This window comes from Enterococcus sp. AZ015, assembly GCF_050499225.1.
GTDB classification, from domain to species: Bacteria; Bacillota; Bacilli; order Lactobacillales; family Enterococcaceae; genus Enterococcus_D; species Enterococcus_D entomosocium.
The window spans coordinates 784,655-797,148 of sequence record NZ_JBMHEX010000001.1; the positions used below are offsets into that span (position 1 = coordinate 784,655).

The window sequence follows — 12,494 nt, forward strand, 5'->3', positions numbered from 1 at the left end:
TCGCTTAACAGGTCTCTTTGTGGTGAAGTCTACAATCAAGGTATGTTTCTAAAATGATCAGTGTTGGATAGGGATCCATTGTTCAAGTGATAGAAATTTCTTAAAACATACCAGAGTTCCTAGGTTCTAAAAGAACTAAATGAATGCTAATAGAGCGAATGATACTTATGAACAAAGCGATACTAAAGCGAGTATTAGCAATCTATTTAAGTACTAGTTAGTAGATGGAAAGATAGAAAATGATTACAAATAAAGCGAGGAATATGATGCGTGAACTTCAAATTGCTTTTATTACAAGTCCTATGATCAGAAGATGGATGCGAATTTTAACTATTATAGAACAAGAAGAGACTTTTACAACTATTACGCTAGCAGATAGATTGGCAATCTCTCAACGTACACTAGTCAAAGATATTCATTTAATAAAAGAACACTTTGGTGATAGTGTTGCTATTTATTCAAATAATACTGGATTTCGTTTTGTTGAAATCAATCGTCTGATGTACCAAGAGAAAAAAGAAGAACTGTTAGATCAAGATGCACTTTATGAAATATTGGAAAGAATTTTTTATGGTGATTTTGCTGACCTCGATGAACTCGCACATCAGTACAATTATGCAGAAACTACCCTAAGACGTTTTTTAAAAAAGACACAACCAACATTGGAAGAATACGGTCTTAGTCTAAGCTTTAAACCTGTAAAATTTATTGGAGAGGAGTCAAACATAAGAAAATTTTTCTTTGACTTTTATTATGGAGGCGAACAAGCACCTCAGACTGTTCGTCCTCCAGATGACCTACACGCAATCATTTTAAAAGAACTTTCAGTAGAGCTGAAAACTTATAAAATAGGAACAGGAATTTCAATTGCTGCCTTCTATTCATTACTTTACTTGACAATGGTAAGAGTAAAACAAGAACAGTTGATTAAGGTTCCCGAATGGGCTAAGAGACTCGTTTATCAGGATGAAGATTTCCAGTTATTCGAGTCACTGATCCCGATCATTGATAGAGAATACGGAATTCTCCTGCCGAAAGAAGAGTTAGTCTGGCTCTATTTAATGATTGTGTCAAAACGTACTACAAGTTGCTTGGTATACGAGCAGTGTTTTTTGCTGCGATTTGATCAATGGCCTCAAACTACTGAAATAGTCACTGATTACTTTTCAAATGAATCCTTTAGTCAATGGGATCGTCCTTTGTTAATAACCTTTACGAAGTCTTATTTTGTTGCATGGCAATTAAGCAACGCCCTTTGGCCAATATGGAATAAACAGCAAATAGAAGTGAAACATATTGCCATGCAACAACCATCCTATGAAAAGAACGTGGCGTTCTTGAAAAAACATCAGGAGGCATTAAAATTATCTGCTACAGCACTTGAAGAATTAGCTGTTGGATTTACTTTGTTTAGTGAACTTTTAATTCATTCTCATCAACCTCGTCAAAATATTTTATTTTTATTGGAGGGTGATTCAATGGTGGTTCAAAGTATTCGTCTTCAAGCACAACGTTTGTTAGGCGAAAGCTATCAGCTAAATTTTTTATCCTTACCAGAGTTAACAGAGGAGCGCTTAAAATCTAATAAAACAGATTTAATAGTCACGAATTACCGACCATATATTTTTGATTATGAATTGGAGAAAGATTATCTCCTTATCAATACAATTCCAAATCAGAAAGATTGGGATCAACTAATGCAGAGGTTAAATACTTTAGTGACAAGTTAACTTGATTAAAAAATACGTTTTGAAAATGAAGATAGATAATCTTATTAAAATACTTACTAGGGTTGATGATTTTACTTATTCAAAGATTAAGTACAAAAAGCAAAATTGTACACAAATCGAAAGATTGGAATTCATCATACTTTTTGTGTGCACTATGATTATTTTACAACTCGTCATATTAAGGTATTGTGATGTTTCTATGGGGATTCAAGAGGGAAATTAATGATGAGTCATGCTCATTAAATCTCATAATAATTACCGATTAATCGATGAGATGGTCAAAATGGAATTCGTTACTGATAAAGTGAGAACATAAAAAATATTAGCTAGCGAGTAGCAGTTACGATTGCGTAGAAAAGGACGTGAGTTCTTTTCTACGTATTTTTTTGGTTTGCCTCATTGATTGAGTTGAAATATTTGGAGGGTTCATTTGTTATATATGGAAGGGATGTTTCTCTTATTACATGAATCGTATTAGGAAGTTTTAAATAAAAGTAGGCAAATTATATAGTAATAAGTTTACATAATGAATATTTAGATGGCTAATTTATATTAAGCTTATATACCGATACAAAGCGAAATATTCTTTCTTTTTATTAAAATTAACAAAAGATTATATAGATGGAAACGTTATCGAACCATAATGGGCTTTCTTCTTATTCCAATTTTTAGCGAAGTTTTCAAAAAAGACAAATGGTTATTATTTGTTATATTAACGCTAAAAAAATTATCTTTTTATCTGCGTTTCTGAAAAGTGCAATATGCTATGAAAATTTAGATTTTAATTTCTTCACTACCCTGTGTAACCTTATATGTGTAATGAGGATGCGTAATTTCAATACTTTTAATTAGCGATCAAATTCATTGTTTTCGATCGTGGAAATATTCACTATTTGCGGTAAACATCCTTTTATATTTTATAAAAGCGAAGCAGGTAAGTAATAAAATTTTAGGATCTATAGAAAAGAACGTCGCATGTCGTCTTAGCTTTCGAAGGAACTACTTAATTTTCAATGATGCTTCTTAAGAAAAATGGTTCAAGGAAAAGAGAAAGGGGGATGAGTACATCAAATAGTTAGCTATCTCACTACATGTATAAACAGTCCTGTTCATTCATTGAAATCATAGCAATGGGTAAGAGTTCAACGCAATGAATGAAAGATTTATCTCAAAAACCGGTCAAACTGATTAAATTGGAGAGTTGTTCAATGTTAAAGCACTCAAAGTTAGTTCAAATTAAAGCAAAACTTAGTAGCTATTATGAAAAAAGCAATATGCAAGGTCAAACGGTCATCTACATTTCGTGGTCAACTGGTCAAAGTAGGGCAGAAGTAAAATCTTTCTGCTCGAAGGATTTTGATAGAACATGGATTAAGGTTCAAAGATTTTTTGAAAGAAATAATTTGAGTATGGTCAAGTATCTCAAATTTGATGTTGTCATCTACTCAAAGAAAATTGCTTATCAAAAATTTGACGAAATGCTAAAAGAAACACCAAGAAACAATTATTTTCGATATGGTATAGCTTTTGATGAGGAATTACGTATTTCTTTGCTGGAAGAAGAAATTAATGGGAACATGATTTTCCAACCGGATAGAGAGCATAAAATTGGGAAAAATAAACCAAATTTATCTTTCAACCATGTAAATCTGAGCAAATATCTTTTTCGAAAATATAAGAAACCTATTATTTTACCCGATCCCCTCAAGGCTATCACCATTTTTAGAACGAGAGGAATAATGGTGAGTGAAGGCTCGAAACTCTATGAGCTTCAGTATCGTGGACCAGGGATCAATGTGAGACAGCATTTGAAAAAAAATATTGTTTCTGATTTAGAAAGAGTGATTAAAGATGGACGCAAATATTTAAGCGATCAAATACTAGATTCAGGAAAATTCATATATGGCTATTTTCCTCAGTTTAATAAAACGCTTATCAACTACAATACGGTAAGACATTTTTCCACTTTGTATGCGTGGTTAGAAGCAGTCGAAGACTTAGAAACCTATGAAGAAGATCTTCCGAAAATTAAGAGTGGGCTTGACTGGGGGATCCAAAACCTAACGACTAATATTGAAGGGCATCTGCTTTTCAAAGATATTATCGATCGAAGAATCGACGTCTTTGAATACAAACTTGGAAGCAATGCGATGGTGCTGTTAGCATTTTCAAAGTATCAAGAAATAACTGGTGATTTACAGTATGAAGAAATTCTTATCAATACGGTGAAAATGATCAAAGAATATTTTATTCAAGATGGAGATACAATTCACGTTCTAAACGAAAAGTTAGAAGTAAAAGAGGCTTTCCGAACAGTTTATTACGATGGCGAAGTACTATTCGGTCTCGCTAGAGCGTATAAGCAAATTCCAGATGATACCACTTTAACATTAGCGGAATCAATTTTGAAAAAATTAGTAGAAAAAAAATATTATAAATACCATGACCATTGGATAAGCTATGCCGTTAATGAGCTATCAGCTTTATTACCTAAAGAGGAATATTATGAGTTTGGTATTCGAAATGCTACAGAAAATTTGAATTTTATCAACAAACGAGACACTGCTTATCCTACCATGCTAGAACTTTTAGTCGCGGCTGCTAAATTTGTTGATCACTTAGATACAAGTGAACAATATTCACATTTGTTAGAGAAGTTTCCTAAAGTGAAGGATATAAAACCAACTATGGATAAGCGAGCGTTGCATGAAATGAACGTAGGGGTATTTTATCCGGAGGTTGCTATGTATATGGCAAAGCCAAATATCATTGCTGGTGGTTTTTTTGCAAGACACGATAATTTTAGAATGAGAATAGATGATGCAGAGCACTTTTTAAGTGGACTAATCAATTATAAGAATTATCTCAAAAGCAATTGAGGTTCACTTAATTGCTAAGTTTATATTTATTTTGAATGTGAACTTAGCAATTAATAGAAATCTTATTAATTACTAAAAGGGAGGAAAAAATGAAAAATCAATTTGATCACGTTCAGTCTTTGAATAGGAAAAATATTAAGAAAAAAAATGCTAAAAATAAGCTAATTTACAATGCTATGATTGCTGGTGTAATTACAAGCGGCTTGTTTGTAGCTGAAACAAAAGTAAATGCCGAGTCTGTAAACGTTACAGATAGCACAGGAGGCTATGAAGAGGTTACGCCTCACATCGGGATTAACTTTGGCTTCACAGATAAGTTTGATAAATTATCTGCGGATGAGGAAGGGATTCACATAGCTACATCTGGAGAGTCAAACTCATGGCTAAATATTGGTTTTATTGCTCAATTTAAGCAAACGATTTATTTAGATCCGGATTTGGCAGATCAGTTTTTTTTAACGCCAAATTATAAAGATTACATTTCTGGCACTGTTACACGTCCTGGCTTTGTAGGTCTGGGAAGTAATACTGAGGATATTAAAAAAATTTGGGAACAAGACAGTTTCTTTAGAAGCGAGACGATGTACTACGATCCAGATGAGCATGCTATTCGTTATTATACGAATAATTATACTATACAGCTATCCAGTGTTGATATCTCTATTGATTTAAAAATTGATCTGGCAAGATGGCGAGAAGATAATCCGAGAGACAATATGATAATTAGGAAGGATAGTTACTCTGTTCGGAGCGTAACCAGCAGTGCAGACTGGATTGTTATTGGAGGTAGTGGAACAATATCCGGGGAACTTTCTTCTGAGGGAATTTATAACACTTGGATAGAGAACCCAGTAGAGACGACTACATTACTAACTTCTGACGATCAGAACTTTTATGGAAATGGGAAGCAAGATCTCGTTAATGAACATGATACCGATTATTCTGTAGAATTATTAGTCAATGGTGTACCGAGAGATACAGCCTTTATGGATGAAGAGGGTAATTGGGAATACGATTTCGGTAGTTTTCTACGAGATGGTGATGTCGTTACTGCAAGAGTAAAAGGAGTTCACCAATACGTATTGCGTAATGGAAAAAGGCATACAAAATATTCTGGTATTACTTACCACAGCACAGGAACAGACATTGTAGAATATGAAGATTGGGAAGTAAGTAATCCAACTGTTCATCAAGCGTACACAGGTGAGTATTTAGTTACTGGGTTAAACTCACCACAAAATCGTCAAGCAGGAAGAACGTATGATTTAGTATTGACTATTGAAGGTCAGGAAGTCCTAAGAAGAGAAAATATCTCGAATGACTTCGAATTCTCTTCAATGTGGATTGTGGATGGGGTACCGGTTCCGTTGACTGAGGGTGCAGTTGTTGAAGCATATGTCATTGGAAAACAAGATGGGCATGAAGATAAAGTAAGCTCAACAACTACGATGATTGTTGAAAATATCGATGACTATGATCAATGGGAAGTTCAAGCTGCAAGAATTGATCCATTAAAAGAAGACGATCAATTGATTAGTGGAAGTGTTCCACTTCAGAGTAGAGCGTACGAGAGAAGCTATAACTTAGAGCTTCTGGTGAATGGCCGTCTCGTTAATACTGAAGAAGATATTCCAGTAACAAGTAGAAGTTATGTATTCGCATATGATGTAAATGAATTAAATCTAGATCTTTCTTATGGCGATGAAGTAACAGTTAGAGTTGTCGGACAACAACCGGATGTTTCTAATCCGAGTCAGATAAGAACTAAGTCAGTTGAGACAACAGTAAATGTCGATGATACGACTGGCTACAATAACTGGGTAGTCAATCAGCCGAAACTAAATGATATCTATGTTGGTGACAATGTAATAACAGGAAGTCATGACCAAGATGATACATTTGGTAGAACGTATTCACTTGACGTTTATATTAATGGTGAACTTGTAGAGAAGAATGTACCAATCAATGCTAGCGGTGAATTTGAAATTCCACTAGATGCTGAGCTCAATCTTGGTGATGAAGTAAGTATTGTTGTAAACGGACATCAGGAAAATCGTGATGATAAACAGTCTGATATGGTTGCTGTAATTATACAAGAACCTATTGATACTGACTCAGATGCGGATTCCGATTCAGATGCGGACGCAGATTCTGATTCAGACGCCGACGCTGATGCGGATTCAGATGCTGATGCAGATGCCGATGCGGATTCTGATTCCGATTCCGATGCGGATTCTGATTCCGATTCAGATGCTGACGCAGATGCTGATGCAGATTCCGATTCAGATGCTGACGCAGATTCTGATTCCGATTCAGATGCTGATGCGGATTCAGATGCGGATGCGGATGCGGATGCCGATGCCGACGCAGATGCTGATGCTGATGCCGATGCGGATTCTGATTCCGATTCAGATGCGGATTCTGATTCAGATTCCGATGCGGATGCAGATTCCGATTCAGATGCTGACGCAGATGCAGATTCTGATTCAGATGCCGACGCGGATTCTGATTCAGATTCTGATTCCGATTCAGATGCGGATGCGGATGCTGATGCGGATGCCGATGCGGATGCCGATGCCGATGCGGATTCCGATTCTGATTCAGATTCCGATGCGGATGCAGATTCCGATTCCGATGCGGATGCTGATGCCGATTCCGATTCCGATGCCGACGCGGATTCTGATTCAGATTCTGATTCCGATTCAGATGCGGATGCGGATGCTGATGCGGATGCCGATGCGGATGCCGATGCCGATGCGGATTCCGATTCTGATTCAGATTCCGATGCGGATTCCGATTCCGATTCCGATGCGGATGCGGATGCCGACGCCGATTCCGATGCCGACGCCGATGCTGATGCTGATGCCGACGCTGATTCCGATGCGGATTCCGATTCCGATTCCGATTCAGACGCGGATTCAGATTCAGATGCGGATGCTGATTCAGATGCGGATGCTGATGCTGATGCCGACGCAGATTCCGATTCAGATGCGGATGCAGATTCAGATGCAGATTCCGATGCAGATTCCGATTCCGATTCCGATGCTGATGCCGACGCAGATTCAGATTCCGATGCTGATGCCGATGCCGATGCAGATGCAGATTCAGATGCGGATGCAGATTCCGATTCAGATGCGGATGCCGACGCCGATTCAGATTCAGATTCCGACGCGGATTCCGATTCAGATGCTGATGCTGATTCCGATTCAGATTCCGATTCCGATGCCGACGCAGATTCCGATGCTGATGCCGATGCCGATGCTGATGCCGATGCCGACGCAGATTCCGATTCCGATGCTGATGCGGATGCTGATTCCGATTCAGATTCCGACGCGGATGCCGATGCTGATGCTGATGCGGATGCCGACGCTGATTCAGATTCAGATGCAGATGCCGACGCCGATTCCGATTCAGATTCCGATTCAGATTCCGATTCTGATTCTGATTCCGATGCCGACGCAGATTCCGATGCTGATGCAGATGCAGATTCCGATTCAGATTCAGATGCGGATGCAGATGCAGATTCCGATTCCGACGCGGATTCAGATTCAGATGCAGATTCCGATTCCGACGCGGATTCAGATTCAGATGCAGATTCCGATTCAGATTCCGATTCAGACGCGGATTCCGATTCAGATTCAGATGCAGATTCAGATGCAGATTCCGATTCAGATTCAGATTCAGATGCGGATGCAGATGCCGACGCCGATTCCGATTCAGATGCGGATGCAGATTCCGATGCAGATGCCGACGCAGATGCCGACGCCGATTCCGATGCGGATGCAGATGCCGACGCTGATTCCGATGCTGATGCAGATTCAGATTCCGATGCCGACGCAGATTCCGATTCAGATGCGGATGCAGATTCCGATTCCGATTCAGATGCGGATGCAGATTCCGACGCAGATTCAGATTCCGATGCGGATGCAGATGCGGATGCCGACGCCGATTCCGATTCAGATGCGGATTCCGATGCGGATGCGGATGCCGACGCCGATTCCGATTCAGATGCGGATTCCGATTCCGATTCAGATGCGGATGCGGATTCCGATTCAGATGCCGATTCAGATGCGGATTCCGATTCCGATGCGGATGCAGATGCGGATGCAGATGCGGATGCGGATGCCGACGCAGATTCAGATGCTGATGCAGATGCAGATTCCGATTCCGATTCCGATTCAGATGCTGATGCCGATTCCGATGCGGATGCAGATGCGGATGCGGATTCCGATTCCGATGCTGATGCGGATGCGGATTCCGACGCAGATTCCGATTCCGATTCCGATGCGGATGCCGATGCCGACGCTGATTCAGATGCGGATTCCGACGCAGATTCCGATTCCGATTCCGATTCCGATTCCGATTCCGATTCCGATTCCGATTCCGATTCCGATGCGGATGCCGACGCCGATGCGGATGCGGATTCCGATTCAGATTCCGATTCAGATGCGGATGCAGATTCAGGCTCTGGCAATAAGAAACCGGGTAGCAAATTACCACAAACAGGTTCTTCCTCGATTGCAGCCTCAGTTGTTGGTGGTTTAGCATCTGTAGGTGCTGGACTTGGATTGTGGAATAGAAAGAAAAAGAAAAAGAAATAAAAATAGAAAGAAATAAAAATAGAAAGAAATAAAAATTGGATTGTTGATAGAACACACACTTCGTGTTCTATCAACAATTTTAAGGATTAATAGTTTAGAGGTCAATGTGTATGGCTAAAGACACGCTGAAGAAGTATATATCCAATATACTCATAGTATTTTTAATAATTTTTGGGGCAATAGCTATTTTTAGTATTCCTCTAAAGAATCAAATCATTAATATGAATGTAAAACAGTTTTCCATCGAAAATATGACAAAGGAACAAGTGAAGGAAAATCATGAAAAATTAACAGAATTAGAAAATGAGCCCAGTGAGGAAAACAGTTTTGATTTTGAGTCAATCTCATTGACAAGTTTGTCTTCGATTGTCAGATTACAGCTAGATGAAAATAACGAAACAGTAGCTAAGGATAGGACGATGGGCGCAATTTTAATTCCAAGTGTAGGTATTGATTTACCTATTTTTTTTGGAGTAACAGATTTTACATTAAGTTTTGGAGCAGGAACTATGAAACAAGACCAAGTTATGGGAGAGGGAAACTATAGTCTTGCAAGTCATAGAAGTGAAAGTAGAAGCTTATTATTTAGGCCTTTAGAGCATGTGGAAATCAATGATTTGATTTACATAACAGACTTGGAACAAGTTTATATCTACAGTGTTTCTTTTAAAGAAATCGTAAACCCAGAAAGTACGTATTTAATTGAAGATATCCCCGATCGGAAGATGATTACTCTTGTGACATGTGATGATGCCAGAGGAACAAGAAGACTAGTAATTCAAGGAGAATTGATAGAGACAGTGGAATATCATAATGATTTTTTTGAATCTACTTAAAAATTAAATTAATACTTACTTTTCCAATGGAACAGACTGTGTACCAAAAAACTCAATTAAGATAGGGTGAAAAAATTGTATATCTATTTATCTGTGCTTCTCGTGAGCATAGCCTTATTAATACTCATCTCATGGAGGATTTTTAAAGAGCGACAATTAAAGAAAACAGAATTAGCAATTGGAAATGATTTGCTGCTAAAAAAAAAATTAATAGTTTTTAAGCAAATACAGCAAAGTGTAAATATCTGGATTATTTTAGGTGTGACTGCCACAATGCTCCTTAGCCTAATTACATTAGGAACATTACAAATGAAAGATAAGAAGTATGTAGAAAATGTTTCGGGAGAATTAACGAAACTAGAAAAACAAGTAGATGAATTATCAAAAGCACAAGAAAAATTTTTGGAACTATCAATCTATAGCTATCCGGAAGAAGGTATTGGTCTTTCTGAGATTGATTGGAAAGATCTCCTTGCACAGATAACGCCAGAAGAGCGTTTTGTTTATGAAGAAAAAATAGGCAGGGATCTTACGCCCTATTTTGGTCGTACTGTGTCAATCATCACTAATAATGTACCTTTACAATACTTAATTTTGTCAATCTATATTGAAGTAAATAATCAACAAGATCTACCAAAGATACAGGAAAATATCGAAGTTTATTTAAGCGAAGTTCAAGACATAAGTTTTTTAAATCAGGCAAACATTCAAATTTTTGATAGCGATACAGAAACTATGATTTCTGATGAAGTATTTTTAAGGACAGATTCTGGTGAACTAGAATTGCTTGAAAAGGGCGATGATAGTGTGGAGCAAGAAAATGAAAATAAGACTGAAGTCAAAGAAAAAGTAGAGCAAAAAGGAGAAGTAATAACGAATGGCTAAGAAAGAAAAAAGTTTTTACAAAAAATTATTAGATGAAATTCAAGAAGTAAATGTTGAGTCTATTGATCTATATGACACTGAGTCTGAGTTAGAAAGCGATAAATTAGTCAAAGAGCACTCTCAGGAGAATAACAATAAGAAACAAGAGCGAACTGAACAACTTGAAAAAAAGGTCAATACATTAGTAGCTGAGAAGAACAATTTGCTTCAAGAACTAGAGATGAGTAAGAAAAACCATCAAAGAATAAATAATGATCTTAGCGCAATAAAAGAAATCCAGAAGCAGCAGGAGAATAATTTAAAAAAGATTACCGAAGATCGAAATAATTTAAAGGAACAATTACGACTAGCTCTTGAAGTAAACGAAACGACTGAAAAGGAATTACAAAAATCATTAAAAGAGAGAAACGAACTTTCAACTAAAGTAAAAGAGATTACAAGCCAAAAAGAAAAAATTGAAAATGACTTGGAATCAAAGAACAAAGAGACTAAAGACGGAAGTAATTTGAAGGAACAATTACGATTGGCTATTGAAGTCAAGGAAACGACTGAAAAGGAACTTCAAAAAGCAATAAATGAAAAAAATGAACTTTCAACTAAGTTAGAAGAAATGGTTAGTCAAAAAAATATGGTTGAAAGTGAATTGAATACACAAAACCTAGAGTTAAGAACAAAATTAGAAGAGATTGAAAATCAAAATAAAAATTCAGAAATAAAAGAAGCGTATCAGGAGTTAAAAAATAAATTCGAAACTAGTAAGAAGGATAACCAATATCTTACACACGAACTAAATAAAGCAACACAAAAAGTAATTGAATTAACACAATCATTAGAGCAATACGGCCCTAATCATTTAAATAGTGAAGAATTAGAAAAAGAAAATACGGAAGATTATCGAATTGAACAACTAAAAAGCCAATTAACCAATGTTATTGCTGATACACAAAAAAGATATGATGAATGGCAGGTCGAGAAAGAGCAGTTAAAGGCAACCATCAACAAAGTTGAAGAAAGCTATGAAGAAAAATTAGAAGAAAAACAACATGAGATTGATACTTTGAAAGATAAGCTTTCTGAGAAAGAAATAGCAGAATTAGTTATTACAAAAAAAGATATTCCAAAAGCAATCCAGGACCTTCAGGAACTAGAGACAGAACTTGAAGAAATTCAAGAAGTTCAAGAATTAAAAAAAGAGTTGAGTAAATTAACAAAAGAAAAAGAGAAGTTGCAAAAAGAGAAAGAAGAGTTCGAAGAGGAAATTGGTGAAGTATTAGCATTCGCAAAACGAAAAGCTAAAAGAACTGTCGAAGAAGCACAGTTAGAAGCCAATAAAATGATTCGATTAGCAGAAGTACGTGTTAGTTCTATTCATGAGAGAGCAAAAGAGATTCTATTCGACGTAGATGAAACAAAAGACGAAGTGACAAATCTTTTTGAAGATTTGCAATTTAAAGTAAAACAGCTAGCACATAATAAATTACAATTTAATGACTTTGAAGAATACAAATAATTTTTGTGAAAGAGCATTCTTGCAACAGTCAACAGAAACAAGATAATCATACC

Annotated in this window: 6 protein-coding genes; all 6 read left to right on the forward strand. The window is 36.9% G+C overall.

Features of this window, described 5'->3' with window-relative positions:
• Nucleotides 1-239: 239 nt before the first annotated feature.
• The 6 genes from IGK85_RS03570 to IGK85_RS03595 all read left to right on the forward strand — a co-directional run bounded on the left by IGK85_RS03570 (nt 240) and on the right by IGK85_RS03595 (nt 12,441).
• Nucleotides 240-1,730: a helix-turn-helix domain-containing protein gene (locus tag IGK85_RS03570; RefSeq protein WP_035006469.1), complete on the forward strand. Its 1,491-nt coding sequence runs from the start codon at nt 240-242 to the stop codon at nt 1,728-1,730.
• Nucleotides 1,731-2,884: 1,154 nt separating this feature from the next.
• Nucleotides 2,885-4,609 (forward strand): hypothetical protein, encoded by a 1,725-nt coding sequence (locus tag IGK85_RS03575; RefSeq protein ID WP_035006471.1) that lies wholly within the window; start codon nt 2,885-2,887, stop codon nt 4,607-4,609.
• Between the two features lie 89 nt (nt 4,610-4,698).
• Nucleotides 4,699-9,210 carry an LPXTG cell wall anchor domain-containing protein gene (locus tag IGK85_RS03580; RefSeq protein ID WP_429972137.1) on the forward strand — a complete coding sequence of 1,504 codons (4,512 nt, stop codon included), beginning with the start codon at nt 4,699-4,701 and terminating at the stop codon, nt 9,208-9,210.
• A 110-nt stretch (nt 9,211-9,320) separates the two neighbouring features.
• Nucleotides 9,321-10,046 (forward strand): class A sortase, encoded by a 726-nt coding sequence (locus IGK85_RS03585; RefSeq protein WP_008377194.1) that lies wholly within the window; start codon nt 9,321-9,323, stop codon nt 10,044-10,046.
• A 66-nt stretch (nt 10,047-10,112) separates the two neighbouring features.
• Nucleotides 10,113-10,931, forward strand: coding sequence for a hypothetical protein (locus tag IGK85_RS03590; RefSeq protein WP_016613756.1), 819 nt, complete (start codon nt 10,113-10,115; stop codon nt 10,929-10,931).
• The gene (locus IGK85_RS03595) at nt 10,924-12,441 is read left to right on the forward strand and encodes a hypothetical protein (protein ID WP_008377200.1); all 1,518 of its coding nucleotides are present in this window, start codon (nt 10,924-10,926) and stop codon (nt 12,439-12,441) included. The genes IGK85_RS03590 and IGK85_RS03595 overlap by 8 nt, the downstream gene beginning before the upstream one ends.
• The last annotated feature ends 53 nt before the right edge of the window (nt 12,442-12,494 follow it).

Coding starts and splice junctions, on each gene's coding strand:
- IGK85_RS03585 (WP_008377194.1), top strand. CDS start 9,321: ATGGCTAAAGACACGCTGAAGAAGTATATATCCAATATACTCATAGTA.
- IGK85_RS03575 (WP_035006471.1), top strand. CDS start 2,885: ATGAAAGATTTATCTCAAAAACCGGTCAAACTGATTAAATTGGAGAGT.
- IGK85_RS03595 (WP_008377200.1), top strand. CDS start 10,924: ATGGCTAAGAAAGAAAAAAGTTTTTACAAAAAATTATTAGATGAAATT.
- IGK85_RS03580 (WP_429972137.1), top strand. CDS start 4,699: ATGAAAAATCAATTTGATCACGTTCAGTCTTTGAATAGGAAAAATATT.
- IGK85_RS03570 (WP_035006469.1), top strand. CDS start 240: ATGATTACAAATAAAGCGAGGAATATGATGCGTGAACTTCAAATTGCT.